This window comes from Aeribacillus sp. FSL K6-3256 (assembly GCF_037965805.1).
In the GTDB taxonomy this organism is placed as follows: Bacteria; Bacillota; Bacilli; order Bacillales; family Aeribacillaceae; genus Aeribacillus; species Aeribacillus composti.
In genome coordinates, this window is the sequence record NZ_CP150188.1 from 3,476,077 (window position 1) to 3,502,640 (window position 26,564).

Annotated in this window: 22 protein-coding genes and 1 pseudogene; 9 read left to right on the forward strand and 14 right to left on the reverse strand. The window is 38.3% G+C overall.

Features of this window, described 5'->3' with window-relative positions:
- Positions 1 to 573: 573 nt before the first annotated feature.
- Together NSQ84_RS16715 and NSQ84_RS16720 are read right to left on the reverse strand one after the other, a co-directional pair.
- The gene (locus tag NSQ84_RS16715; RefSeq protein WP_066251154.1) at positions 574 to 1,977 is read right to left on the reverse strand and encodes an ATP-binding protein; all 1,404 of its coding nucleotides are present in this window, start codon (positions 1,975 to 1,977) and stop codon (positions 574 to 576) included.
- Complete coding sequence (locus NSQ84_RS16720; protein WP_063388886.1) at positions 1,974 to 2,657, reverse strand: response regulator transcription factor; 684 nt, start codon at positions 2,655 to 2,657, stop codon at positions 1,974 to 1,976. The genes NSQ84_RS16715 and NSQ84_RS16720 overlap by 4 nt, the downstream gene beginning before the upstream one ends.
- Positions 2,658 to 2,992: 335 nt before the next feature.
- On the opposite strand from NSQ84_RS16720, the gene NSQ84_RS16725 reads away from it, so the two are divergent.
- From NSQ84_RS16725 to NSQ84_RS16745, 5 genes are read left to right on the forward strand one after another with little or no spacing between them, the layout of a single operon-like run.
- A complete protein-coding gene (locus NSQ84_RS16725) occupies positions 2,993 to 4,270 on the forward strand; it encodes a NosD domain-containing protein (RefSeq protein ID WP_327873696.1) in 1,278 nt (425 codons plus the stop codon).
- Positions 4,263 to 4,808, forward strand: coding sequence for a nitrous oxide reductase accessory protein NosL (locus NSQ84_RS16730; RefSeq protein ID WP_339212135.1), 546 nt, complete (start codon positions 4,263 to 4,265; stop codon positions 4,806 to 4,808). The genes NSQ84_RS16725 and NSQ84_RS16730 overlap by 8 nt, the downstream gene beginning before the upstream one ends.
- A 43-nt stretch (positions 4,809 to 4,851) precedes the next feature.
- Entirely contained in the window at positions 4,852 to 5,664 is an 813-nt protein-coding gene (locus NSQ84_RS16735; RefSeq protein ID WP_327873698.1) for an ABC transporter permease subunit, read from the forward strand.
- Positions 5,661 to 6,362, forward strand: a complete 702-nt coding sequence (locus tag NSQ84_RS16740; protein ID WP_327859266.1) for an ABC transporter ATP-binding protein — start codon at positions 5,661 to 5,663, stop codon at positions 6,360 to 6,362. The genes NSQ84_RS16735 and NSQ84_RS16740 overlap by 4 nt, the downstream gene beginning before the upstream one ends.
- A 36-nt stretch (positions 6,363 to 6,398) precedes the next feature.
- Positions 6,399 to 7,820 (forward strand): PepSY domain-containing protein, encoded by a 1,422-nt coding sequence (locus tag NSQ84_RS16745; protein ID WP_327873699.1) that lies wholly within the window; start codon positions 6,399 to 6,401, stop codon positions 7,818 to 7,820.
- 331 nt (positions 7,821 to 8,151) lie between these two features.
- Here the strand turns inward: NSQ84_RS16745 and NSQ84_RS16750 are convergent, their stop codons facing one another.
- Together NSQ84_RS16750 and NSQ84_RS16755 are read right to left on the reverse strand one after the other, a co-directional pair.
- Positions 8,152 to 8,466 carry a hypothetical protein gene (locus NSQ84_RS16750; RefSeq protein WP_327873700.1) on the reverse strand — a complete coding sequence of 105 codons (315 nt, stop codon included), beginning with the start codon at positions 8,464 to 8,466 and terminating at the stop codon, positions 8,152 to 8,154.
- Between the two features lie 117 nt (positions 8,467 to 8,583).
- Positions 8,584 to 9,507 carry an Rpn family recombination-promoting nuclease/putative transposase gene (locus NSQ84_RS16755; protein ID WP_327873720.1) on the reverse strand — a complete coding sequence of 308 codons (924 nt, stop codon included), beginning with the start codon at positions 9,505 to 9,507 and terminating at the stop codon, positions 8,584 to 8,586.
- A 934-nt stretch (positions 9,508 to 10,441) separates the two neighbouring features.
- On the opposite strand from NSQ84_RS16755, the gene NSQ84_RS16760 reads away from it, so the two are divergent.
- Positions 10,442 to 12,181, forward strand: coding sequence for a fumarate reductase/succinate dehydrogenase flavoprotein subunit (locus NSQ84_RS16760; protein ID WP_327873701.1), 1,740 nt, complete (start codon positions 10,442 to 10,444; stop codon positions 12,179 to 12,181).
- The gene (locus NSQ84_RS16765) at positions 12,162 to 12,398 is read left to right on the forward strand and encodes a ferredoxin family protein (protein ID WP_144597784.1); all 237 of its coding nucleotides are present in this window, start codon (positions 12,162 to 12,164) and stop codon (positions 12,396 to 12,398) included. The genes NSQ84_RS16760 and NSQ84_RS16765 overlap by 20 nt, the downstream gene beginning before the upstream one ends.
- 89 nt (positions 12,399 to 12,487) lie before the next feature.
- On the opposite strand, the gene NSQ84_RS16770 is transcribed toward NSQ84_RS16765, so the two are convergent.
- The 9 genes from NSQ84_RS16770 to NSQ84_RS16810 form a co-directional block, all read right to left on the reverse strand.
- Complete coding sequence (locus NSQ84_RS16770) at positions 12,488 to 13,681, reverse strand: helix-turn-helix domain-containing protein (RefSeq protein WP_144597785.1); 1,194 nt, start codon at positions 13,679 to 13,681, stop codon at positions 12,488 to 12,490.
- Positions 13,682 to 14,019: 338 nt separating this feature from the next.
- Entirely contained in the window at positions 14,020 to 14,817 is a 798-nt protein-coding gene (locus tag NSQ84_RS16775) for an ABC transporter ATP-binding protein (protein WP_144597786.1), read from the reverse strand.
- Positions 14,818 to 14,851: 34 nt separating this feature from the next.
- Positions 14,852 to 15,673 carry an ABC transporter permease gene (locus tag NSQ84_RS16780; RefSeq protein WP_327873702.1) on the reverse strand — a complete coding sequence of 274 codons (822 nt, stop codon included), beginning with the start codon at positions 15,671 to 15,673 and terminating at the stop codon, positions 14,852 to 14,854.
- Positions 15,673 to 16,806, reverse strand: coding sequence for an ABC transporter substrate-binding protein (locus NSQ84_RS16785; RefSeq protein WP_327873703.1), 1,134 nt, complete (start codon positions 16,804 to 16,806; stop codon positions 15,673 to 15,675). The genes NSQ84_RS16780 and NSQ84_RS16785 overlap by 1 nt, the downstream gene beginning before the upstream one ends.
- Positions 16,807 to 17,616: 810 nt before the next feature.
- Positions 17,617 to 18,750, reverse strand: coding sequence for a hypothetical protein (locus NSQ84_RS16790; RefSeq protein ID WP_327873704.1), 1,134 nt, complete (start codon positions 18,748 to 18,750; stop codon positions 17,617 to 17,619).
- 11 nt (positions 18,751 to 18,761) lie between these two features.
- Positions 18,762 to 20,015: a hypothetical protein gene (locus NSQ84_RS16795; RefSeq protein WP_327873705.1), complete on the reverse strand. Its 1,254-nt coding sequence runs from the start codon at positions 20,013 to 20,015 to the stop codon at positions 18,762 to 18,764.
- Entirely contained in the window at positions 20,015 to 20,884 is an 870-nt protein-coding gene (locus NSQ84_RS16800) for an ABC transporter ATP-binding protein (protein WP_327862907.1), read from the reverse strand. Before NSQ84_RS16800 ends, NSQ84_RS16795 begins: the two co-directional genes overlap by 1 nt.
- A gap of 2 nt (positions 20,885 to 20,886) precedes the next feature.
- Positions 20,887 to 21,645, reverse strand: a complete 759-nt coding sequence (locus tag NSQ84_RS16805; RefSeq protein ID WP_144597791.1) for a hypothetical protein — start codon at positions 21,643 to 21,645, stop codon at positions 20,887 to 20,889.
- Complete coding sequence (locus tag NSQ84_RS16810) at positions 21,635 to 22,186, reverse strand: sigma-70 family RNA polymerase sigma factor (protein ID WP_063388899.1); 552 nt, start codon at positions 22,184 to 22,186, stop codon at positions 21,635 to 21,637. The genes NSQ84_RS16805 and NSQ84_RS16810 overlap by 11 nt, the downstream gene beginning before the upstream one ends.
- Positions 22,187 to 22,685: 499 nt before the next feature.
- Between NSQ84_RS16810 and nagA the strand changes: the two are divergent.
- A pseudogene (nagA, locus tag NSQ84_RS16815) lies at positions 22,686 to 23,869 on the forward strand (N-acetylglucosamine-6-phosphate deacetylase).
- A gap of 598 nt (positions 23,870 to 24,467) precedes the next feature.
- On the opposite strand, the gene NSQ84_RS16820 reads toward nagA, so the two are convergent.
- The gene (locus tag NSQ84_RS16820; protein WP_327873706.1) at positions 24,468 to 24,860 is read right to left on the reverse strand and encodes an Rpn family recombination-promoting nuclease/putative transposase; all 393 of its coding nucleotides are present in this window, start codon (positions 24,858 to 24,860) and stop codon (positions 24,468 to 24,470) included.
- Positions 24,861 to 26,291: 1,431 nt separating this feature from the next.
- Here NSQ84_RS16820 and NSQ84_RS16825 point away from each other — a divergent pair.
- Complete coding sequence (locus tag NSQ84_RS16825; RefSeq protein WP_339212136.1) at positions 26,292 to 26,558, forward strand: hypothetical protein; 267 nt, start codon at positions 26,292 to 26,294, stop codon at positions 26,556 to 26,558.
- Positions 26,559 to 26,564 lie beyond the last annotated feature (6 nt).

Consider the following 26,564-nt stretch of genomic DNA (forward strand, 5'->3'; position numbering starts at 1 on the left):
AGCAATCTTACAAATTAAACCCGGCTTTTATTATGATCCCTCTTATGCAGACAGTTAGGAAAAAGTTTAACCTTCGTTTTCTGCAAGAAAAAAATACAGAGTGTTGCAGTATATCTTTATCAAAATTTTGAATAAATGTATATGTGATCTATCCATCAAGGGCTTGGCGTAAATCCTCTGTAGCCATGATTCTTTAGTCAAGCGCCAGCTTCAACAGTTTTGGCAAAACCAAAAAAGGTTATCATGGCTCCTCCTCCATGTAAAGCCCCATTGCATATCACTGCATAAGGATTTTGCAATTCTCTGCACTTTTATTTTGCAAAAAACACCTAACCTGTCTCACAGAGGGATTTTTCACGGAAATAAAAGGATAAATATACTGATGAGTTTCAATGATGGTTGTTTAGGAATCTTAAACAGGAACGACGTTTAGCTAAAAAATTTCTTGAAATATTCGTCAGTAGGTTAAAAAATGCGAAACCTCAAAAAAGATTGATCAAAAGCATTTGCAGACCAGAGGAAACTTTTATCGTACTGCCTGAAGGCCACATTTCGTATAGCCTTTTTAAACATCTACTCTACTATCGGAAATGACAAAATAACCGATGTTCCTTGCCCTTCTTCACTTTCAATTTTCATCGTCCCGTTATGTAAAGCAACAATTTGTTTGACGATGGAAAGCCCGAGGCCTGTTCCCCCTGTTTCTCTTGAACGCGATTTATCTGTCCGGTAAAAACGTTCCCCTATACGATCCAATTCTTTTTTCGGTATGCCTATTCCATTATCCCGAACGATAACAACAGCCCGCTTCTCTTTCTGATACAATGCAATGTTGATCATCCCGTTTTCGAAGGAATACTTAATGGCATTGTCAATCACATTACAAAAAACTTGATGCAGCCGGTTCATATCTCCCATAATGATGATTTCATCATCTAAATCTGTTTTGATGGATATATTCCTTTTCTTCAGCGCAGGCGCAAACAGTTCTAATGAATCAAGAATCAATTGGGAAAAGGCGATCGGCTCTGCTTCAAGAGTCATATCTTTGTTTTCCAGCTCATTTAATTGTAATAAGTCGTTTATGAGCTTCTGCATTCGCGTTGTTTCTTTATTGATGAGCAGAAGATGATTTTTCGCCTCTTCTTTTGATGAATAAGCTTCATCCAGCAAGATTTGCGTGTATCCTCCAATATATGTGAGAGGGGTTCTTAATTCATGAGCCACGTTGGATAAAAATTCTTTCTTGCGCTCGTCTTGTTTTTCAAGAGATTCCGTCATTTTGTTGAAGGCGCTCGCCAATTCTCCTATATCATCTGACGTTTGGATAGGAACTCTTTTAGAAAAATTTCCGCGGCTGATCTCTTTTGCAATCGTTTGAATAGTTCGCAGCGAACGAAAGATCGAATGAATTGAGTACGTGATAACAAAATAGATCAATACGAAAAAGATTAAACCGAACAAGATTAAAATCGGAATCCCTTTACTAAAAACCTCTGGTATTTCGGCTAAAGGAATATAAATATATATAAAACCTATTAAGTTCTGTTCGTGGGTTAGCGGGAATATTGCTCCGACAATCTTTCGATCCAATTCATGAACATAGCCCTCTTTAACTACGTATTGCCCGGATGAGAGCTTTTTCTCATCTTCTTGACTGATCAGATGTTTGTAATCAATTTGATACGGAAAATGTTGATGAAGCTCATCTAATTGATCAACAGCTATTACTTCATAAGGTGAAATGAGATTATACCATTCAATTTTTTCTTTAATATCTTCACTAAGCGAGCCGTAATGAAAGTGAGCAGCTGTCTGCTTTCCTTCAAAAATAAGCCGCTCTTTCACACTGCGAATGTAAAGCTCTTTATATAGGAAGTGAATGAACAGAAAAGAAAACAAGATGGAAAAAATAATGCTGATGAAAAAGAGCAGCAATACTTTTTGACTAACTGAAAAATGTTTTATTTTTTTCAAGACGGCACCTCAAACTTGTAACCGATTCCCCAAACGGTTTGAATTAGATGGCTGTGCTCCTTTAATTTTAGACGAATCGTTTTAATATGAGTATCAACGGTTCGTTCACTTCCTGCATAATCGGAATCCCATATTTGGTCAAGCAATTGACCACGTGTAAATACTTTTCCTTTATTTTTGGCTAAAAGGAATAATAGATCAAATTCTTTTTGTGTGAGCGCAAGCCTGCGGCCTTCAACAGTGGCAATCCGGCCTTGAAGATCAAATTGCAACGGTCCAATAGCTGCTATTTTTACATCGCTTGCAATTCGATGTGTTCTGCGAAAAATCACTTCCATACGCGCCAAAAGCTCTGAAGGATGAAAAGGTTTTACTATATAGTCATCTCCCCCAATCTTTAAACCTTTCACCTTATCTTCCTCATTCCCTTTTGCCGTTAAAAAAATGACTGGAGAATCAATTTGAAGATATTGCCGCATTTCCTCGACTAAAGTAAAACCATCAATGTAAGGCATCATGACATCAACGATCAGCATATCCGGGTTTTCCTTTTTTAATCTTTCAAGTGCTTCAAACCCGTCTTTTGCTTCCAAACATATATATCCTTCTCTTGTCAAATACGTTCTAATCAGCTTTCGCATCTTTTCTTCATCATCAACGATTAACACCTTTAAAGACATCAGCCACTTGACACCTTCTCTCAACTTATTAAATGAATTTTCTAATTTATTAATTATAACCAGAAATTATGAAATTTGTTTGAAGTTTTTCATAAATTTGTCCTAGTAAGCTCCGAGCGATAGAAAGGCAAGCAAATGCTTCACATGACTGTCCATCATGTTTAGACCTCCTGCGATTGGATTTGACAAATTGCCAATTTTAAAAGCAAAGGCCAGTAAATGAATGTAAGAAAGGAAACAAATGTAAAAAAAATATCCAAATAGGCTTCATAGTTTTCACACAATTATACGCTAACCTTCAATTAGAACAATGACACTGAAAAAAGGATTCCGTCATGAAAAAATTATGGTATTTAATCGTTTTTTTGATGCTTTTTTGGACACATCCATCCAGCATCCATGCCGAAAGCACATTGCAATATCTGATTGATCAAGCTCCAGAGCACTCAATCGTGAGAATACCGAGAGGCGTTTATCATGAATCAATTGTGCTCTCAAAACCTGTTACGTTACAAGGAAATGGACAAGTAACCATTCAATCCTGCCGTAAAGAACCCGTCATCTCCATCAAAGGTCAACGCGTTTCAGTAAAAAACGTAACGGTCATTCAATGCAGCCAAGAGAAAAACGCTGCCGCTATACAAGTATCAGGAAATCATCACCGAATTGAACACGTTCATATTCGTACAAAGGGGATCGGGTTAAAGCTTGAACACGCCTATCACACCGTCATCACACAAAGCTCGATAAAAGGTGAAAAACAACATAACGGGATTGATTTATGGAAGTCAGAACAAAATGTCATTGAAAAAGTCAGAATCGAAAAAGTGAGAGATGGGATTTATATGGAGCAAAGCGATTATACAACGGCCGTCCAAAACCTCATCCAGCAATCAAATTACGGCATACACATTATGTATTCTGACCACATAACAATTCAAAAAAACATTTCCAAAAATAACGTGGCAGGAGCGATGGTCATGGAAACAAAGGGTGGAAAAATCGAAAAAAATGAATTCATTTTTAACAACCGCAATGTTCATGCTCAGGGGATTCTTTTATTTGATGCGACAGAGACAAAGGTGGTCCGCAATAATATTTCTTATAATCGAGTTGGTATTTTTGCCGAAAGCGCCTCCAATAACCTTATTTTATCCAATGAAATGCGTGGGAATTTTATTGGCATTCAATTCAAAGAGGCGAACGGAAACATCGTTTCAAACAATACGTTTATTAGCAATGTAAATGAAGCTCAAGCTTTGAGCAGCTCGGACAATGAAGTGAAAAGGAATTATTGGGACGCCTCTCTAAAGCTTGATGCCGATGGATCCGGTTATAGTGACATACCTTATAAAACGAATCCGTTCTTTTTAAGTTTGACGCAGGATATTCCAGAATACCAGCTGTTTTTCCATTCACCAGGCATGGTTGTATTGCAAAAATTATGGAAAAGTCCAGACAATGAAGCGATGACGGATGACTCGCCGCTTATGACAGCTCAAATACAAGATGAATCAAAGTCATCTTCTGGAGTGATCATTGTTTTCAGTCTTCTCTTGTTTTTAGGAAGCATTACTTTATGGAGGATAGGGAGGAAAAAAGAGGATGCGTAAAATGTATTTCATTTTCATGTTATGCGCTCTACTGATTATCACTGCTGCGTGCGGAAAAAAGGAAGTGTCGCCAAGAGCCATTGATGAAAAAAACGATAAATGCGCTCAATGTAACATGGCTGTAATGGATAATCAGTTTGCAACACAGCTTATTTTAAAAAATGGCAAAACATTCGTTTTTGATGATATCGGATGTATGTATAAATGGAAAAGCGAAAATAAAAATGAAAACATCGAAGCGGAATTCGTTAGAGATTATCATTCGAAAGAATGGGTTGAATCTGATAAAGCAACCTACGTGTATGATCAATCGATACGGACGCCAATGGCCTACAACGTCATTTCTTTCCAAAATAAAAAAGATGCTGAAGCCTTCATTTCAAAAAATAGCGGAAAAATATTAAACTTCGATCAATTGCAAGATCATAAATGGAAAATGAATAAAGAAATGATGGAAAAGAATATGCAGGCTGGTCATACGGATATGAATGGCGACCACAGCCACATGGATGAGGGCAATGATCATTCACATGAATGAAGGGCAAATTTATAAGTGCCCTTTTTTTACAGCGGGAGGAATTATGCGGAACATATGGAAAGCCGAATGGCGTTTGACAATCAGGCAGCGTTCTTCTTACACGTTTGTGTTTCTATGGATTTTCGTTTTATCATTACTATTTTTGTTAGAGCGGAATAACCCTGCTCTCACAGGCTATACAAACATGACAGGCACAATCGCCAACATTGTGCTGTACATCGTACCACTGTTTATGCTGGTGGCTGGATCGTTTTCCATCGCGAATGAAATGGAAAATGGCCAGTGGAGTCTTTTATGCACGTATCCGTTGCCGACTATTGCCTATTGGGTTGGGAAGCTTTGCGGGCAATTGACCGCACAATCTGCCATCTTCAGCTTAAGCTTCAGTTTGAGCCTTTTGGTCGGCACTTTATTGGGAAGTTCATTATCTTTGAAATGGGTGCTCATTTTATATATTTTTTCTATCTCGCTAATATGGTTTTTTCTCGTCATCGGCTTGACCATTGGCTCGTTTTCAGAAACGAGATGGCAAGCTCTCATACTTTCGGTCGGCGTGTGGTTTTTTCTTATCATGATATGGCCGACTGCAGTCATTTCCGTTTTGAGCTTTGTCCCTTATCCGATGATAGCTCCGCTTATAAAAGCATCTTTATTCTGTAATCCGGCGGAATTGCTCCGTATAGTATTCGTTGTTCAGCTTGACGGCGGAGCTGTTTTTGGACAATCATACGACGAGCTCATCTCTTTTATGCAAACAAAAGCGTTATGGGTGCTGTTCGTCGGTTATATGTTCATCTTTTCAAGCATCATGCTTGCATTTTCCGTCTGGAAGCTTGAAAGGAAGAAAAGACAATGACAACATTACAAGTCTCCGACGTTTCAAAAAAATATAAAACAAAAGTTGTGCTTTCTTCCATGTCACTGGAAGCAAAAAAAGGGGAATGCATCGTATTATGCGGCGGAAACGGAGCCGGAAAAAGCACGCTTCTTCGCATTTTGGCGGGTATTTCAAAACCGTCCTCCGGGGACATTGTTTTAAACAATATCAGTCTAATTAAAAACAGAAAAAACTATATCGAGCAGATCGGCTACATGCCCGATGATTTTCATGCTCAGCAATTCATGACGCTTCAAGAATTTTTATCATTTTATGCCAAACTGCGGAAAAAAGATCAATCATCTGTACAAGACATTTTAAAAAAAATAGGTTTGGAAGAATTTAAAAGAGAACTAGTGAAAAATGTATCAAAAGGAATGAGGCAAAGACTATTATTAGGACAAGCATTGTTAGGAAATCCAAAACTGCTCTTGTTAGATGAGCCAACAAATGGTTTAGACCCATTTTGGATTGATCAGTTTGTCAATTTGATAAAAGAACAAAAGATGAAAGGCACAATCATCATTTTTTCCACTCATATGATGGATGTTGCCGCAGAAGCAGGCGATCAAATTCTGTTTATAAAGGAAGGCTCTATTATTGACCATATGAAAAATACAATTCATAAGGAAAAAACCGCATTGCAATTGTTGAGGTTATATCGACATGATCTATAAAAGTTTTTATCATTGCTTAAAAAAAGGGTGAAAACAATGGAATTTGAAAGAATAGATGCAGTAGCAAAGGATTCAAAAGCATTCACTGATAAACAAACGAAAGCTTCTTTATATAAAACAGTATGGAGATGGCATTTTTACGCAGGGATTTTTTTCGCACCGCTGATTATTTTTTTGTCTATTACCGGAGGAATTTACCTGTTTAAACCGCAAATTGAAAATTACATGTACCATGATCTTTATTACGTCCAACAAGGACAGCATAAAATTTCATCTACAGAACAGATTTATGAAGTGAAAAAGAATTATCCACATGCAAAAATTACAGGTTTTACACCTTCCTTTGCGCCGGACAGGTCATCTGAGGTTGAAATAATGGTGAACGGGGAAAGTATATCTGTGTTTGTTAATCCATACAACGGCGACATTATTGGAAAGTTAAATGAGAATGCACGCTTCATGGCATGGGTGAAAGATTTGCATAACGGTGAATTATGGGGCGGCACCATTGGAAACTGGTTAGTAGAGCTCTCCGCTTGCTGGTTCATTATCCTAATTATTACTGGTGTTTACTTATGGTGGCCGCGAAATAGAAAATCTCTTTTTGGGACATTGATTCCGCGAATAAACCTGAGTAAAAGAAACCGCACGTTTTGGCGCGATATGCATGCCGTTACAGCAATCTGGCTTTCTCTTTTTATCGTCGTACAATTATTTTCTGGACTCATGTGGTCCGGTGTTTGGGGAAGCATGGCACATCGTATCGTTGATCCCATTTCCGGAAACCCGGAAGGAGATCAACCATGGGAAAAATATGCATTTCCTAAATCAACAATGCCAACAAAAGAAATAGCAGATGTTCCTTGGGCAGCTGAAAACTTACCTGTGCCCGAATCAAGTCCCAATGGGGTGAAAACAATTTCTGTTGATAAAGTTATGCAAATTGCAGAAAAAAACAACGTCCAACCGGGATATAGAATTGCATTTCCTGATGGAGAAACCGGTGTATATACGATCTTTTTAGATCCTGCTGACGTCTATCCTAACCGCCCACTGCCTTGGGCACAACAAACGCTGCATATAGATCAATACAGCGGAAAAGTTTTAGCTAAATTTGCATGGAGTGACTATGGTGCATTGGGAAAATTAATTTCACTAGGCATTGCATTTCATCAAGGAGAATTTGGATTCATTAGCCAGCTGTTCATGCTTGCATTAACTATTGGCATTATAATGATTGTTGTAAGTAGCGTTATAATGTGGTGGAAGCGAAAACCGAAAGGCAAATTGGGTGCTCCGGCTTTGCCAGAAAACTTTAAAATGTTAAAGGGAGTAGCCGTCATTGTCATTGTTCTAGGTCTTTTCTTCCCATTAGTAGGCGCGTCACTATTGATAGTGTGGGTTTTGGATTATTTCGTCATTAAAAGAATTCCCATTGCGAAACAGTGGATCGGGTAGAAAGCTAAATGGGAGCATCACACGAATAATGAATAAATTGTTATCAACCATTTACTGGCACCAGAGCCAATAAATCATTTCGCCTGTCAGCTCATCGATTGCATACGTCTGATTCCGTGAATCCCCGTCAAGGGAGGAAAGTTTTCAAGTTCGTGCGCGCTGGCAGGCGCCTTCAATGTTGGCACATGCTTTGCAGCACTCCCATTTTACTGGAATAACAAGTATAACTCCTCTATCTCGTCCACAAAATTCAGGTAACTTCCTTTTTACAAAATTGACCTGAACAGCTGGCAATAGTTAGTCATGTAATGAGAGTCTCGTTCCTTCCCGCTTAAAAGGAGTTGGAGGATAGTTTCTTTTTCAGTTCATCTAGCTCTTCTTCAGTTAATTTCGTAACTGACATAATAACTTCCTGTTCTAGCTCTGAACGAAGCATTTCTATGGCTACCTGTCGAACTCCTTCTTCCCGGCCTTGCTTTAACCCTTTTTTCAGCCCTTCCTCCCATCCTGCCCGCCGTTCGCCTTGAAGGTTTGACAATTGGTCCCGCAGCCATTTCAAACGCATTTCATATTCATAACGGTTTACCGGGTTGACGCTTAAGCTTTCCCATTCTTCCAGCGCTTCACGAATTTCCTGCTCATTCATCGCCAACACCTCCAGTTTCGATTTTTCACTTTTCGCCATCCACTGGAGACATGAAAAAAATTTTAGTTCATACCTCTTTTCACATAAAATGAACTATTCTACTCATGGTCAAAAAAGTCATTCATCCAATAGTTTCTTCTTCAGCTCATCTAGCTCTTCTTCAGTTAATTTCGTAACTGACATAATAACTTCCTGTTCTAGCCCTGAACGAAGCATTTCTATGGCTACCTGTCGAACTCCTTCTTCCCGGCCCTGATTCAGCCCTTCCTCCCATCCTGCCCGCCGTTCGCCTTGAAGGTTTGACAATTGGTCCCGCAGCCATTTCAAACGCATTTCGTATTCATAACGGTTTACCGGGTTGACGCTTAAGCTTTCCCATTCTTCCAGCGCTTCACGAATTTCCTGCTCATTCATCGCAAACACCTCCAGTTCACTGAGCATAAACTCATCGATTTTCCCCTTTTTGGCGTCTACTGCTGACAGCATCATCAGCCACGGATACTCTGGCAATCGTTTTATTTCTCTGTTATATTTCTTCCATTTTACCATAAACTGCTGTAAATCAATGACGTGAAATTCAAGGTGCGGACTCCAAAGAAAATGTTCTTCATCTTCTCGTATATGGAAAACCGTATGAAATCGCTCCGTTTCATGAGGAAAAAGCCGATAATTAATGATGGTAATCATAAAGGTAGGGGGAAGCATGCTGTACGGCTGTCCTTTTGCTAATGACCGGGAGAAAACCCTCGCCCAGTAATACAAAATTCGTTCCGGTAAATCGTGCTGATTTACGATTTGAATTTCCACATTGATACGCTCGCTTCGATCCGTCAGCACCAGTACATCAAGCCGGTTCATTTTTCCATCTTCTGTCTCTTTCGTCAGCTCCGTGCTTTCAAACTGAACATCGACAATGCGATCTGCTTCGCTCCGATGTAAAATCGCATTCAAAAAAGCAATGGTAAGCGACTTGCGGTTCGGGTTGCCGAACAGCTGCTTAAACATGAAATCCATCTTCAAATCGAGGTATTCTTTCATAATGGAGATCGTCCTTTCGAGGGAGAATAAAAATAAGAGGAAAACATAAGAGGGGGAAAGATTAAAAATCGTAACAGCTAGGACAAGTATTAATATTCTTACCAAAAAGAACATATGTTCTGCAAATAATATAAAACTACCTATAAGAAATGTCAACCTAAAATTTCAAACTTATTAATAGGAATTTAAATAATGAAGTTTTTTACTAGATTTTTGAACGCTTCCAGCCGCTACAATTCAAAACAGCAGAGAAAGGCATTTTTTTCAGTTTTACTGTAAACGCTCAAGTAATGCTGTTAAAGCCTCACTGCATATCCATTGACCGTTCTGGCGGTCAATGGCACAGCATCTCAACCAAATCTTCCACCAAATGTCCTGAGTTTTGTGATGTATCTATTTAGATGAAGTTTGCAGGCAAACGATTTCACGACTTTTCCCAAACGTGAGCCATCTTCTTTTTTCATCATCTGTATCCGTATCATAACGGGTAGCATCCTCCTTATTTTGATTCTTTCACTAGACATATGGTTGATAGCCTTACTTAATTTTCAATACGGGTACAAGTCTCCTTCTTGCTAAACCAAATTTCATATCTCTCACCCTAGCATTCGGGTTTCATTCCCTCGATGAAAAAGAGGATGACAACGAAAAGTAATCAACGCAGCGGATTGGAGTGAAGCACCCCCTCTTATTTCTTCATAGTTCATCATTGGAAGTCATTAATCATCAAAGCATTGTAATCAAAAATTCTTCATGTTAGATTGTGTTTACAAACCAAATCCGACTAAATTTATAAATTTTATATTTGTCGACTGGACCACCAGAGGCACAATTTTTCTATATGAGATTGTGTCTCTTTTTTTATCTATATCAGTGTCATGGTTACAAAAAGACACAATCGTAAAACTAAAATGATATAAAAGGAAGATGTGATCTCATGGAAACAAAAAAGTATGTAACTGATGTTTTGATTGTTGGCGGAGGTACAGCAGGAACGATGGCTGCGATTAAAGCGAAAGAAACAAATCCTGAATTAGAAGTGCTGATTTTAGATAAGGCGGATATTAGGAGAAGCGGTGCTATCTCCATGGGGATGGATGGTCTAAATAATGCAGTAATTCCCGGATACGCAACACCTGAGGAGTATACGTTGGAAATAACAGAAGCCAATGATGGAATCGTTGATCAAATCGCTGTATACCGCCAAGCAAAGGAATGTTACGAAGTAGTAAAGGAACTCGATTCCTGGGGAGTGGATTTTGAAAAAGATGAAAATGGTCAATTTGTTGTTCATCGGGTGCATCGAAAAGGTCGATATGTTTTACCGATGCCTAAAGCCAGCAACTTAAAACAAATATTGGCTAGACAGGTGAGAAAGGCTAAGTGTAAAGTGGTTAATCGTGTGATGGTTACTAGATTGCTAACACATGACAATACCGTCGTCGGTGCCATGGGACTAGATGTAATCAATGGTGATTTCATTATTGTTCATGCAAAAGCCGTAATCTTGACAGCAGGAGCTGCCGGACGCATGAGTTTAACCGATAGCGGCTATCTCTATGGAACATATGAAAATCCGACCAATTCTGGCGAAGGATTCGCAATGGCATACCATGCAGGTGCAGAACTCACAGGAATTGAATGTTATCAAATTAATCCTACCATGAAAGACTATAATGGACCTGCATGTGCCTATGTAGCCGGACCATATGGAGGCTATACTGCTAATGCAGAAGGAAAGCGAGTAACTGGCTGCGATTATTGGAGCGGCGAACTAATTATGAATATGTGGAAACTCGCCAATCAAGGGGAATCTCCACTTTATTTAAAAATGGATCATCTTGATGAAAAAGTTATTCAAAAAATTGAAGCAATTCTTCACTATAATGAACGGCCTAGTCGGGGGACTTTTCATAAAGGCAGAGGAAATGACTATCGAACGGATATGGTGGAGCTGCATTTTTCAGAAATTGGTCTTTGCAGCGGGCACAGTGCGGCAGGCGTTTTGGTGAATCATGAAGCCGAGACGTCCATGAAAGGACTTTATGCCGCAGGTGATATGGCGTGCGTACCACATCAATATTTACTGGGAGCTTTGACTTTCGGAAAAATAGCAGGTATCAATGCAGCTCGTTTTGCCTCTTCCCAATCTGAAATTGAACCAGACATCAGCCAAATTGAAGCAGAAAGAGAGCGGATTTATAAGCCTCTTCAAAATCCGGACGGCGTTCCTCATCATCAAGTAGAATATAAAATTCGAAATATCGTTACACAATATCTAATGCCGCCAAAAACCACCACAAAAATGGATATTGCTCTGAAGAAAATAGAACATTTTCGAAAAGTGGATTTAAATTTATTAGGCGCTAGGGATCCGCATGAACTCGGCAGAGCTTTGGAAGTCCATAGTATTGTAGATTGCGCCGAAATGATGGCCAGGTCATCCCTTTTCCGGAAAGAAAGCAGATGGGGATTCTACCACTATTATTTAGATTATCCGGAAAGAGATGATCAAAACTGGCTAAAAAGAGTGGTTGTGAAAAAAGGCGCCGATGGAAAAATGAAATTATACACTCGGGATCTCCCTCCTCAAATATTGGATGATTCCGGTTTTACACAGTCTTACTATGATCTATTTAAAAAGGAGGAAACAGGCCATGAGCAATCTGTCTCCTAAACTAATCCAACAAAATGTTGAAGCAAGTGTCATTATCGATCGCGATAAATGTATCGGATGTGAAATATGTGTTCAAGTATGTCCAATGGGAATTTTGGCTTTAGATGATGAGAAAAAAGCTTATATGAAGTACGATGAATGCTGGTACTGTACACCATGTCAAACGGATTGTCCGGTGGACGCTGTGACCGTCAAAATTCCATATTTGATCCGATAAATTTCAAGATCGTTCCGATCATGATTTTTCCAGTAAGAATGGGAACCTTCTAAATAAAAAATTGGGTTCCCATTCTTATCATCATGATTCTAATATAAATCTTCTTCAGACCATTCATCTCGCATATAAATAGAAGGAAGCATCGGAAGTTTTAACTCGCTGATAGCCATCTGTAAATAATCATCATTTGCAGTGATCCCATTAAAATTCTGAAAACGATCGTTATATTCTGTCGTATGAAATTTACCAATCGTTCCTAAATCACGGGCATAAATAGCCGCATCCCAACGGACCCTCGTAATAATCTGTGAGACTACTTCTGTTGGAACGCCAGTTGAGCGGGATAATACTTTTGCCGCTGAGGAAGGATCCTCTCTAAGAATCTTATGGGCACATAAATGAGCCTTTAAGTAAGCGACAACGATTTCTTCATTCTGTTTGCACCAGTTCTGCTCAGAAACAATTCCTGTCAAATAATCATCGCCCATACCAGTTTCAAAAAATACATTTCCTGCTTGATAATAATTAATTAAACTAGGGTAAGGCTCCCACATAACACTTGCTCCAATCCTTTGTTGAACAATCCCTTTCATACTCATCTCCATATCTTGATTAATAATTTGAGGATGAGAGTCTCCGATGGAGCATAACAATCGTTTTAAACGATGTTCAGCACTCGAAAAACTGACGGTTGATATAGAAACATTGACCAAATCTGATACATCTTCAATAAAGGTTTCTTTCTGTGCCACAAGAGAAATTCCTTTTCCATTTGTTGTTTTTCCATCAAACGCTAACAGGACTGATTGAAATGTAGGCAATAACCGGCTAAATTCAAAACTCAGCATGATGGGATAGTCTCCCAAAGAGGCAATCTGAACGGTCCCTTTTATCATGTCTTCCACTAATTCAATCCCTTTGGAAGCGTTTCTCCATTTGATTGAAAATGAATGATGCGGAAACATTTTTTTCAGCTCTTCCTCAAACAGATTTAATTCTTTTATTAAAACCGCACTCCACATATGAGCGGTACCGCTTTGGTAACCTACAGTAATCGGGATGGAATGAGACTGCGGATTTTGCGGCAAGGATGCAGGAGTGTTAATCTGTGTATGGTTATACAGCCATTTGATTAGGATTTCCTTATCAAAGAACACTTCTTTTCCAATTTTAATAAATGGTAATTGTTTATGCTTTCTCCAACGATCAATGGTAGAACGACTTACTCCTAGAAAGTCCATAGCTTCTTGCATGGTGATTAAATTCATACGATCAGCTGACATACTCCATTCTCCCTTCCACCTAATTATGAAGCTCAAAATACAAAAAAGCCCTTAACAAAAAAAGTTAAGAGCTTTTGGTTGTCCAATCAGTCATTTTTATAAAATTTTAAAATATTTTTACTAATTTTATAACACATATTATTCCTATCTTCAAACTATAATTTATTAGTCAAGTGAACGATATATTGTTGACTATAAAAACATATCATAAACAACCGCCCCATTTTTTCTAAATCTCATTTGCAGACTAAAAGAATAGACTGTCTTTTACAGATTCATTATATTGTAAACTTACTGAATAAAATTCTATTTTTAAAGCGGGCAAGTCATTGTGTTAATTATGGTATTCCTGCAGACATAGTTATTTTATTCGTCACCTCAGAATCATTAGTGCTCTGAGGATTTAATAAACGGATAATTCTATTGCGGATTTCGATAAAATGAGAATCCGTTCGTGAACGCGGCCGTGGCAAATGGACGGGAATAACTTCGTTAATTTTCCCTGGTTTGGGAGTAAGTACAACTATTCGATCCGCTAAATAAATTGCTTCTTCAATATCATGAGTTACCAATATAAACGTAATTTTTTCTACATTCCAGATCCGTAAAAGTTCATCCTGCAGTTTTTGTCTAAGAAACGGGTCTAACGCGGCAAAAGGTTCGTCCAGAAGTAACAATTCAGGTTTTAAACATAAGGCTCTGGCAATTGCTACACGCTGTTTCATCCCGCCTGATAATTGATTAGGATATAAATCAGCCGCTTCATGCAATTCAAATAACTGCAAATATTCATCTAGAATAGACTTCTTTTTATGAGGATCTACTTTCGCTAATTCCAATCCAAAGAGAATGTTTTTTCGAACAGTCAGCCATGGAAAGAGAGCATAATCCTGAAAGACTACTCCCCTTTCTTTGGACGGCTCCCTCACCCTTTGACCATCAAATAAAATCTCTCCATCATCCGGCTGATCGATTCCTGCTATTAACTTTAATAAAGTGCTTTTCCCGCATCCCGATGGCCCCAGTAAACAAAGGAATTCTTTTTCTTTAATGGACAATGAAATACGATCTAAAGCTATCACTTCTTCTGTCCCTACTTTAAAGGATTTGGTTACATTATGGATTTCAACAGACATAGGTCTCGTTCCCTTCATGGAAAAATTTTATATTTTATTGCCATTTAATGATCTGTTTTTCAATCAATCGCACAAAGGCAACTGATACATAACCAAGTATTCCTATGGTGAACATGCCAATAATCGAATTATGATAATCCATCAATTGATAAGCCTGCCAGGTGGCGTAGCCAATTCCCGTTTTCCCTGACATCATTTCTGCCGTAATAACCCCCATCCAGGATGCACTGACTCCTACTGACAAACCAGTGAATAACTGGGATAATACCGCGGGTAAATAAACTCTGCTTATCAAATGGGTCCTACCGCTTCCTAAACAGCGGGCAGCTTGAATAAGGGTTGGCGAAACTTGTCTTGTTGCATCCATAGTATTTATTAAAATTGGGAAAAATGCACCGATTAACGTAATGAAAATAATACTGCTTTCGATAGTATGAAAAAGAAGCATTGCTACAGGCAAATAAGCAATTAAAGGAATGGGCCGGAACAATTCAAGGATCGTAAATATCCCTTCGCTTATTTTATTGTGTGAAAGTCCAATCCACATTCCAATAGGTGCGCTGGTGAATAAACCGAGAAGAATACCTGCCAATACGCGAAAAAGACTTACGGAAATATTAATATAATAATCTATCTCCCCAAATTTCTGAAGCCAGGTTATGATGATTTCCGTTGGTTTGGGCAAATTCCCAAACTGTAAAGGCCATTGAATATTAAAATGAACAACCAAATACCATATGAACAAAAAGATGAGTATGGAAATCACTTTAATACTGGTCCGTCTTACATTGACTTTTACCAAATCACGTTGACCTGTTTCACTCTTTTTATTTTCCATTTGAACTGTATAAGACATCAATACACCTTCTCCTTACTCCAATCACCTTTCAATTCTTTATTATCCAAATAATTTTTACCTAACAATTCAACAGCTTCTCTTAAATAAGTATCATCTACAAATTCATCCAAGTTTAACTTTTCTTTTAACTTATCAATACGAATCAAAAAATCCACACTGCTGCTTAACGTATCTAAATCTTTTTGATAAATGGCTGAATCAAAACGAATATTTTTCGCCATTTTTAAAGTAATATCTATAGGAAATTTACTTTCTTCTGCAAAGATTTTAGCTGCTTTCTCCGGATCATCTAATACCAATTGATGGGCATCGCTTAATGCTGCCAGAAAAGCAACCACATAGCTTTTATTTTTTTCTGCCCAATCTCTATTTGCGACAACTCCTGCTAAATAATCTCGATTCGTTTCTTCTCCTGACAGCAGTACATTCCCAATATCTTTTTTCGTAATCAGGCTGGGATATGGCTCCCATGAGGAATGGGCAGCGATTTTATTTTGTTCAATACTTTGCATTCCAAGTGTTACGGACTGATCGATAATTTTAACTTTATCGACCATATTATTTTGCTCCAGAGCATCGAGAAGCATGCGATGTGCACTGCTTCCAATCGGGGTAGATACTGTTTTTCCTTCAAGATCCTTAACATCCTTAATATCACTGCCTTTTGGTACTAAAATAGCTTGATTACGTCCATTTTTACCTTTTCCATCAAAAGCAATAAAAACAGAGCGGTAATTTTTCTGTGTAATCCCCATAACACCGTTTAACAAGGACGGCATGTCACCTAAAAATGAAATTTGAATCTTTCCACCCACCATATTGTTATTCAATACAGATCCTGCTGGAGCGTCAAACCATTCAATCTTGAAATTCTTATCAGGATGTAATTGTTTCAAATACTTCTCATATAATTTTTGGTTTTTAATAATGAGTGCTCCCCATGTTTGCGCTGTAGGACTTTGATATCCAATGGTAATAGTGACTGTCTCTTGATCGTTTTCCTTTTGTGCAGCAGCAGTGCTTTCATTCGTGTTGGATCCGGAAACTTTTGGATTGGAACAAGCTTGTGTGATCAAAAGTGATATAATAACAAGTAGAGTTAAGAAATATTTATTTATCTCCTTATACATCGGGATGACTCCTCCTACCTATCAATCTTTTTTATTTCCGAATTAGCTTTTATACAGGAAGTCTTATACCAATCTCATAGCCTCCTTTCTTGATTTCATCAAAGTATGGAAATATATAAAAAAGGACACATTCCCATACTTTGAGGATTGTGTCCTCCGGTCATCCGGTCGGATATCATATAATACATATTAGTTTAGTCAGTTTTTGAAGAAATTTTATCATATGAAAATGAAAAGTAAACCACATGATGACAAATGATGAACAATGAATATAAAAGAGGAAAAACATTTAGATTTAGAAAAAAACAGAAATGACTGAAACCTTCATCGTTCCGCTTGATACAGGTGTCCAAAAGTAATGCACTTCAATAAAAAAGACCTTGCCAGCCTCCTGAAATGCCCACCTTAAACCATATAGCGTAGGTAGAAAAAATGCTGGCAAAGTCCAAGATTCATCGTCTTAAAGTTTTCGAATCCCATAAACTGAATAGCCGATACTAAAATTGTTTCAATGAGATTGATTGTCTTAGAGTTTCGAGCCCCTCTCGATCAATCAAATTTCAAAATGGTAGGGATTTATAGAAATCAGTCAAAAAATAGGCAGATAAAAATCAGAAGGTATAGCGGCATGATGTTTCTGATTGCTTGCCGAAGCTCTAAAAAATGAATGTAAATCGTATCAGACTGTCTGTTATTTTATCGAGGCTGGAGGAAGGAAAATCAGAAGAAGGAAGCAACCCCGTGAATTCCTGCTTCATCGATCTCCAGCTCGCTATCAGCAAGATCGTGCTTTGTCCGCTATCGCTTGGCTTATATAAGATCAACAAGCTTTTCCTGCTTCATTCTGTAAATGATGAATATCGTACTGATCGCGATCAATACAAGAAAGGTGCCGATTGTAAGCATAAGCGGATGAAGAATCGCAAACAGTTCACCAACAAGGTATTTTAAAGTACAATAGCTTAGCAGCACAACGATCGGGACAAGCGAGCCGATCAATGTGATGTAGTTTTGTGCGATCCGTGAGAAAAATACTGAAAAGAGCGCCGCAACAATGGCAACAATATAAGTAGCAATCACCGTTGTGATGATATAGCCTTCAAATGTAAAGTCAAACCAAAAATAGTAAAAATTATAGAACGAATTGATGGAAAGCGGAAAAAAAGCTTGCGTACCATTCCCAAGATAGAAAAGCCAAAAAATGACGACCTGCACAGTTGTGATCAATGCTGTGGCTGCTAAAGCAGCAAGAAGTTTTAAAGAAAACAAATTCCGGCCGGTTTTCGTCGTGTATTGCAGACTGATCGCATTGTTTAGTCTGTCTGTAATATGAACGCGGCATGTTACCATGACAACGCTTATAATAATCAAAACCGTCCAAAAGCGGGTGAGCTCATTGTAATTTTCATAGACAAGATATGGAAAAACAGAATTGACATCATTGTTTGCCATGATTTGTTTTACACGTTCTTGCTGATCTTCATCGGTATAAGATTCAATATCCCTCCCTTTCGATTCATATTGTTCAATGATATTTTCGAATGCTTGCAGCTCCCAAAAAACATCTGCTTGATCAACAAACACGACTTTTTCATGAAAATCTGCATACTGTTTATTTGTTAAATCCAATTGTCGAAACTGTTCATATGTTGTAATGCCTAGTTTTTCCGCATCTTGTTGTGATTTTAAATAGGCATTGGCCTCGTCTTTTTTTTGCTTATACCAGTTTTTAAAATGTTGAAACTCTTTTTCGTCCATTTCATGCCCATATTTATTGATCATTTCTTTCGTAATCATAAACTCATCTTTTGCAGGCCGTCCATTAGGGAAATTTTCAAAATAAAAGCTTAAAAACAGCTTGTAAAACAGAAAACTGATGAACAAAATAAGCAGCAGCACCTTCCAATTGAACAATTTTCTTAGTTCGTATAAAAAAACTCTCAATATTCTTCCCCCTAATTTAATGGTTGCCGTTTAAATTTGTACATGCTGAAGAATCCTAATAGAACAAATATGACCGCCCACGCTGCTATCGTTACAGCTTCAAAATATGGAAACATCGTAAAAATGTTGTTTCCCATAAACCATACATGCGGATTCATAATTAAATAAAAAGGATTCACATGCATGATCAAGATAAATTTACTATTCAGTGAAACAACGCTTGGAAGCCATAAACTAACACCAGCGAACAAAGCAAATGTAAAGAAAACAAGATAGCTGTTTTTCAGCCATATAGATAAGCTGAAGGTGAGCAGCATGTACAGCAGCTGGCTTAATAGTAAACAGCCGACAAATAAACAAACATACTGCAAGAATGATAGATTCCACCACGATATGTAAGGAAAAGGCGTTTCGCTATTAAAATAGCTGCTAATCGGCACAAACAGAAGATTAGAATAATCATAGACAGAAAAGTAAATGATCAATGTCGCTGCGATTAACAACATAACAGCACACACATTAGCGATTACACTTGCAGCAAGCTTGTCCCATAGCAAATTTCTCCCGCGTTTGCTCGTAAATGCAACAAAGAATGTACGGTGTTCAAATTCATAATTAGTTAGCAATGCTGTGATTAAAACAACGAGGATCATTCCTTCAAAAGCGATCGCCCGGCCAAGCTTTTTAAATAGCAAGGAATGCATTTCATAGACTGATCCTAAATAAAAGAAATGGCGATGTTCACCGTTTTTCACCAGCTGCTGCAGCCGCTTTTCTAAAAGATTGGCTTGGTTCAGCACCGTTTCTTCTGCCTCCCCGCTTAATCCGTATTTCTTGATTTGTTGCCGGGCAAACTCTGTCGCATCCAGCTCGCTGTAAATATCATCGACGCTTTTAGCGGTTTCATAATATTGAGTGAACAAGTTGAGATTGAATAGCCTGTTTAATTCACGATCCGTAAGATGTTGGTACAGAAACGCTTCATGGCCTTTTATAAACTCATATGGAAACTGATACTGCTTCTCGCTTTTTGGATTCAGCTCATTCACCCATACCATTTCATGATCGATTTCTTTTTTCATACCTGCCAATGCTTCATCATCGATTTTCGTCCCGTATTGCTCAACTATGTTTTGTAAAACAGGTAAATTTTCCCGTTCATTTTTATGGTCGAAAATAATCAAACCATTCAACGCCACAAAAAATAATAGTAAAATGATAAAGATCGGCGACTTGACAACTTTTATTAATTCGTATTTGATCATTATGCCAGCGCTCCTTCTCCATATACATGAAGAAATACGTCCTCTAATGTCGGCTCAACACTTTTCCAATTTTCATTTGGCTGTTCGTCGCTAACAAACCGAAAGATCATCTGGCCATTTTCTTGCTTTTCCGAAATTGTTGCAAATCGCTTCCGAAAGATTTCTGCATCCTGAAAATCAGCTGCGGTCTCATAAATGCGGCCGGACAATAATTGGCATAATTCACGTATCGGCTTTTTATATAAAATCGTTTTATCTTTAATCATAATGATTTCATTGGCAATCGATTCGACATCAGACACAATATGCGTTGATAAAATAATGATCCGATCGTTTGCTAATTGGGTTAAAAGCTTGCGGAAACGGGCGCGTTCGGTCGGATCAAGACCTGCAGTGGGCTCATCAAGAATCAAAATTTTTGGATCGTTCAGCAATGCCTGGGCGATGCCGACCCGCTGAATCATCCCGCCGGAAAACTTCCTCATTTTTTTATGCATGACATCTTCAAGTCCAACGAGCTTTAAAAGCTTCGGTATTTTTTCTTTTGCTTCATGCTTTGAAATCCCTTTTAATGCTGAAAGGTAAAGCAAATATTTTGCAGGGCTGTAATGCTTGTAATATCCGAACTGCTGCGGCAAATAACCGAGAAGCTCGCGGTATTTGCTGCCGAGATGGATGATATTTTCTCCGTTGTAACGAATTTCTCCTTTTGTCGGAAAGATGAGTGTGACAAGCATTTTCATCAATGTTGTCTTCCCAGCGCCATTTGGGGCTAATAGTCCGTAAATTCCGTTGTCAAACTGTAAATGAACATTTTCAAGAGCAATAAAATTGCCGTAATATTTGGAAACATGGTCGACAATTAGCATCTTTACAAAACTCCTTTTATATTGGTTTTGACGAAAAACAGCTTAAGCTGATGAACATATATATACATCGCAGCCATCCCGATGATGATGTAAATAAAATACGGAACGTTTAACAAAAAGGCTTGATAAACATAGCTGTTCATGTAAGAAAGAAACAAGTTTGCGGCAATCCAGCTGATAAATAAAGCAATTTTCCCACTTTTTGTCGGTACATAAAGCAATACATACAAAAAAGCAGCAGCAAAAAGAAATAAAGATGCAACAGATAATAAAAAGGCAAAAGGAAAATGAATGGAAAACTCTGTTGCCAGCCAGAAAATGATGACTCCATTGGCGAGCATAGCGAAAATGCTGAACATGAACATACGGAATGCTGCTAATTGATACACATTGTATTTACAAGTCATTTCCACCTCAAACGCCGGCTTTTGCTTTTGGCAAATAAAAAAGAAAAAAACGATGACAAAATAAATAACAGGTGAAAAACAAAAGATGAATGTATATACATCCAAGGCTGTCCATGAAAAATATTCTGCGGTTGAAAGAACAAACATAGCGAAAACAGCGATAGTTAAAACAATCGTAAAAGCGATTTCCGTCAGATCACGAAAGACGTTGCGGAAACCGACTTCGCGATACATAGTGAACATATATTGCCAAAAGGAAGGCTTTTTGTTCATGCCTTTTGCAATAATCTTCTGAATTTCTTGTTTGATCTCCTTATCGCTAGGAAAAGGAATTTTTTCGTTATCAATGGCCATGGACATCCTCCTTTAACTGCTCATTGATTTTTCGCAATGTAGAATAATATTTCGTTTTTACGGTTGATTCTTTTATCTGGAGCTTTGCGGCAATCTCGGCAAATGTTTGGCCTGCAAAAATTTTCATTTGCACAATTCGTCGATTCTCATGATCAAATCGTTCAAGCAGGTTTAAAACCTGTTTTACCTCGTCCTTTTGTTCGATTGTAAAAAGCACATCATCACTTTCCCGCTGATCTGTTAACAAATTGACCGTTTTCTTCTGCTGTTTATATTCTTTCGAGCGATAGTAATCGATGATTCTCGCCTTTGCGATTTTATACAGCCATGTCCGGAACGCCGCTTTCCCCTCATAGTGGTGAATGCCGCGCAGCATGCTGATGAAAATCTCCTGCGTCAAATCTTTCGCTAATTCTTGATCAAACGTTTGTTTAAATACGAACGCATAAATCTCTTTGTAATAATAAGAGATCAGCTTATTTGCCGCTTTTTCACTTGCCCGCTTCTGTATTGCTTTTATCCATTTCTTCTCTTGATCCATCGTGAAGCTTCACTTCCAATCCCAAAGCTCAAAACTTCTATCACTACCTATATATTCGCAAATAATAAATAAAAAGTTTTGCGAAAATCAAAAAAATTATCCAGCCGCTAGCCTCTCGATTGTTCGGAGCTTCACAGGCGACGCTTAACGACATATCCATACTGATTGGACCGGTCTGTTTTATGCACACTAGCGAAAAAAACGTTTCTTTCAGAACGGAAGCTTACATTACGAATAAGCGATTGTGATATAATGTGTATTCCGGCATGCAGATGAACGATATGTTTGCTTCAAAATACTGAAACGACTGCGGTTTAATGGAAAAGCTGCTAAAAAGAATTATTGAAATCTTCTTTATCTGGAAGCAGTAGTTTCATATTTTTTCAATTTTCCGGATAGACCAATATATGTGCTTAAAAATCCCATAAAAGTCATTTAACATTTTGTTCCACATACATACAATTTAAATAGAGATTGTTACTAGAAAAAGGAGATCTTTATGAGCAAGATTTTATTATCGAATATGACGGTATATGCTGAAGAACGAGTTTTCAAAAATGGATATGTATTAATAGAAAATGGGAAAATTCTTGACGTTGGTCCTCAAGAAAAGCTGGCTGTTACAGACGAACGGGTTGAAAAAATTGAAAGCAAAAACAATTATGCAGTCATTCCTGGTTTTATCGATTTGCATATTCATGGAGCAGCAGGCGCTGATACGATGGATGGAACCGATGAGGCAATTCGCAAAATGGCAGCGGCACTCCCCCGGGAAGGAACGACGAGTTTTTAGCAACAACGATGACAAGCTCTGAACAGCGGATTGAAGAAGCTCTGATCAATGTAAGAAAGTACATGGAAACAGCGAATGAACCCGGATATGCAGAAGTGTTAGGAGTCCACTTGGAAGGTCCGTTTATTTCCCCTAAAAGAGCAGGGGCGCAGCACTCAGAAAATATTCTCGAACCGAACTTGCAGTTATTTAAAAAATGGCAGCATATGTCCGGCGGAGCGATAAAGCTTGTGACATTGGCGCCTGAAAGAAAAGGTGGAATAGAATTAACCGATTATTTAAAACAAACAGGAGTTGTCGCCTCCATCGGGCATTCAGATGCTTCTTATGCTGAAGCTGCTAAAAGCATACAAGCTGGCATTACCCATGCAACCCATTTATTTAATGGAATGAGCGGATTGCACCATCGCAAGCCGGGAGCTGCTCTAGCAGTGCTCATGCATGATGAGGTGTTGTGCGAAATTATCGCAGATGGCATTCATGTGTGTCCGGGAATGGTGAAATTTGCTTATCAAAACAAAGGAAATGACGGGCTTATTTTAATCACGGATGCAATGAGAGCGAAATGTCTCGGTAAAGGAATCTATGAACTTGGAGGCCAAGAAGTCCGAGTGAATGAAGATCGGGCAGTTTTGCGGGATGGGACGCTGGCAGGAAGTATTTTGAAGCTGAATGATGCAGCCAAAAACATGATGGCTTACACCGGATGTACGCTTCAAGACATTATTCAAATGGCAGCCGTTAACCCTGCTAAACAAATAAACGTTTATGATCGCAAAGGAAGCATTGCAAAAGGAAAAGATGCTGACTTAGTTGTTTTAAATGACCGCCTTGAAGTAGTAATGACATTTTGCCGCGGAAAACTTGCCTATTCACAACAAGAAATGTGAATGATGCTATTGCTGCCAGCGAAAGATTACGGTGATATGAGCATGAAAGCAGCACAAATGATTAGGTAAACAAGAACTGAATTTTGCATTAAGACGGATCAGTTATTGCTGCTTTTACACAACAGCTCACATCAATAAACAAATTCGCTCTGTGAATCTAGATGAAGATGTGGACTGCATCCATTTAATAAAAAATAGTTACGATCATGATGGGGAGCACTATCCGCTAAAAGCAGATCCTCTCTTTTGTACCGATACCATTAATAACACAAAAACGAAGTGGAATTTAAGCTATGGTGGCAGGATCGAGAAAAACTATTGTTGTAAATGATTCCATTGAAATCGCTTCAATGATGGCTCTATCCCTTAGCCATGACTATCGCTTAATGGAATGTTAGCGCAAAAAGCCTTAAACGAGCCAAAAAAATTTAAGTGATTCCGACCAGTTGTTTGAAAAATAACACCATTAACCAACCGTCTTACTAGAGAAAATATGGAATAAGTGATAAAAGGAGCGGATCCCGTTAGGAATGCAAAAACATACAAAAACCCAAAAGTTTTTCGCAAACAAGCCCATTTCAGTCAAATCGATAGGTAACTATTTCAACCACTTTCGCACTTCCTCTTCCGCAAGTCCAGTGAGATCGGCAATATCTTTCGCTGCCATTCCTTTCGCCGACATATGCCGGATCATATTCTTCCGTTCTTCCTCCCGACCTTGCTTTAGCCCTTGCTTCAACCCTTGTTTCAATCCTTTTTCCAACCCTTCCTCCATCCCAGCACGCCGCTCGCCAAGAAGATTGGACAATTGATCCCGCAGCCATTTCAGCCGCATTTCATACGCGTAGCGATTTTCCGAACTGACGCTTAGCTTCTCCCACTCTTCCAATGCTTCGCGAATTTCTTGCTCGTTCATCGCCAACACCTCCAGTTCCTTGAGAATCGTCTCATCGATCTCTTGTTTCCGGGCATCCACCGCTGACAGCATCATTAACCAGGGCCACTCCGAAGATCGCTTCACATCACGTCTATATTTCTTCCATTTTACCATAAATTGTGATAAGTTCTTTTTCCCTTGAAAATAGATCCTAATTATTTTCTAGATGAGTAATCCTTCCTTATTTTTCAAATGGAGGCGGAAATAAAGGAGTTATTTTATTTGACTCGATCGAAATAGCAGACAGGATCTGAGAAGAGGCAAGCATGATCCGTGCCTTTCATGCGAAGAAGCATTAGACTAAGTTTCATCATAGTCCGAATCCTTTGACTGCATGTACTTATTGAAAGGGAGAGTGTATGAATGGGTACGAAGACTTACGGCAAATCAAAACACGTATTCAGGCTGTAACAAATATTCTTCTTCATGAATTCATCAGGAAAACTCTTGCATTCTATGAAAATAAATCTCGCGACTCAAAAAACTGTTTTCTGCAAGAAAAAATACAGAGTGTTGCAGTATACCTATATCAAAATTATGTATAAATATACATATATGTGATCTATCCATCAAGGGCTTGGCGTGAATCCTCTGTAGCCATGATTCTTTAGTCAAGCGTCAGCTTCAATAATTTTGGAAAACCAAAAAAGGTTATGATGGCCCTCTCTCCATGTATAGCCCCTTTGCATATCACTGCATAAGGATTTTTCGATTCTCTGCCCTTTTATTTTGGAAAAAAACAGAAACCCTAATGAACTGGAAGCTGTACTATGAAGTGCCCAGTTATCAACGATACTAAACTTAGGTTGTGGAAATCCAAATATTGATACCTGAACCATTTGAAATTTAGAGAAATTAAGAACAAAAATAAAAAATTTTAACTTCTAATCAAGTTTTTTATTTGAACATTTTACATTTTTTTGTTCTAAGAGCCATAAGACTTTCAAAAGAAAAAAGGACTTCACCCCTCATTTGTAGAATTTTTGATGTGACCTAAACACAATAATTCGCTAGGGGGAAGTCACTTTGTACATTCTACAAGAAAGTCTATTTTCCTTTTTGAAGAACTGTAAATTTTAGATTCTAAAGAAAATTTGCCAAATCTTTTTTAGTGTTGATTTACGTCCCTTTGCTAAGCAATTCTTCACCCCAAGGGGGGGGCTGAAGGTCATTCTAAGGAAAGGAATTTTAAGAGCTCTAATTGCTGCTCCATTAGAAGGTTTTGATACGTTTACAGCCCTTCGTAACCGATTGGATTAAGACATTCATTCCGTTATCAATGCGGTTTAAATATCAGTCGACCTGAACCATCTACCTCTACTTTTAGTACAGTATTTTCCATGAACACACCCAAAAAAATCTAGCAGAAAAAATCTTTATATGATCTTGTCCAGATAGGCCAAGCTGAAGTCGTATCAATGGAGGGCATCAGGCTATCGATAGTGCCGCCATTAACGCCTATGAAAAGATCAAGCCTAAAACAGAGTGAACAACAAGGGAGCAAAGTTTGATTCTTTTAGCAATAAAATCACTTGGTTTGGCCATAAAGTGCATCTTTCTGTAGATACCATCAGTGAATTACCGATTGCGATCGAAGTAACTCCAACTCATGTAAACGATGGAGAAGTCGACCCAACATTGATCGGAAATGTGACAGATTGTACAAATCTCCAAATCGAATTCCTGATCATGGATGGTGGATGTAACCAACTTTATGAAAAACCGATTAGTTTCTATCAAATTGAAAATTAACAGCTG

What these genes read in the sequence shown, in the direction of transcription:
- NSQ84_RS16750 (WP_327873700.1), bottom strand. Translation starts at nt 8,466, where the DNA reads ATGAATGAGCAGGAAATTCGTGAAGCGCTGGAAGAATGGGAAAGCTTA.
- NSQ84_RS16770 (WP_144597785.1), bottom strand. Translation starts at nt 13,681, where the DNA reads ATGTCAGCTGATCGTATGAATTTAATCACCATGCAAGAAGCTATGGAC.
- NSQ84_RS16805 (WP_144597791.1), bottom strand. Translation starts at nt 21,645, where the DNA reads ATGGCCATTGATAACGAAAAAATTCCTTTTCCTAGCGATAAGGAGATC.
- NSQ84_RS16795 (WP_327873705.1), bottom strand. Translation starts at nt 20,015, where the DNA reads ATGATCAAATACGAATTAATAAAAGTTGTCAAGTCGCCGATCTTTATC.
- NSQ84_RS16765 (WP_144597784.1), top strand. Translation starts at nt 12,162, where the DNA reads ATGAGCAATCTGTCTCCTAAACTAATCCAACAAAATGTTGAAGCAAGT.
- NSQ84_RS16800 (WP_327862907.1), bottom strand. Translation starts at nt 20,884, where the DNA reads ATGCTAATTGTCGACCATGTTTCCAAATATTACGGCAATTTTATTGCT.
- NSQ84_RS16775 (WP_144597786.1), bottom strand. Translation starts at nt 14,817, where the DNA reads ATGTCTGTTGAAATCCATAATGTAACCAAATCCTTTAAAGTAGGGACA.
- NSQ84_RS16785 (WP_327873703.1), bottom strand. Translation starts at nt 16,806, where the DNA reads ATGTATAAGGAGATAAATAAATATTTCTTAACTCTACTTGTTATTATA.
- NSQ84_RS16810 (WP_063388899.1), bottom strand. Translation starts at nt 22,186, where the DNA reads ATGGATCAAGAGAAGAAATGGATAAAAGCAATACAGAAGCGGGCAAGT.
- NSQ84_RS16745 (WP_327873699.1), top strand. Translation starts at nt 6,399, where the DNA reads ATGGAATTTGAAAGAATAGATGCAGTAGCAAAGGATTCAAAAGCATTC.
- NSQ84_RS16760 (WP_327873701.1), top strand. Translation starts at nt 10,442, where the DNA reads ATGGAAACAAAAAAGTATGTAACTGATGTTTTGATTGTTGGCGGAGGT.
- NSQ84_RS16725 (WP_327873696.1), top strand. Translation starts at nt 2,993, where the DNA reads ATGAAAAAATTATGGTATTTAATCGTTTTTTTGATGCTTTTTTGGACA.
- NSQ84_RS16820 (WP_327873706.1), bottom strand. Translation starts at nt 24,860, where the DNA reads ATGATGCTGTCAGCGGTGGATGCCCGGAAACAAGAGATCGATGAGACG.
- NSQ84_RS16740 (WP_327859266.1), top strand. Translation starts at nt 5,661, where the DNA reads ATGACAACATTACAAGTCTCCGACGTTTCAAAAAAATATAAAACAAAA.
- NSQ84_RS16735 (WP_327873698.1), top strand. Translation starts at nt 4,852, where the DNA reads ATGCGGAACATATGGAAAGCCGAATGGCGTTTGACAATCAGGCAGCGT.
- NSQ84_RS16720 (WP_063388886.1), bottom strand. Translation starts at nt 2,657, where the DNA reads ATGTCTTTAAAGGTGTTAATCGTTGATGATGAAGAAAAGATGCGAAAG.
- NSQ84_RS16780 (WP_327873702.1), bottom strand. Translation starts at nt 15,673, where the DNA reads ATGTCTTATACAGTTCAAATGGAAAATAAAAAGAGTGAAACAGGTCAA.
- NSQ84_RS16730 (WP_339212135.1), top strand. Translation starts at nt 4,263, where the DNA reads ATGCGTAAAATGTATTTCATTTTCATGTTATGCGCTCTACTGATTATC.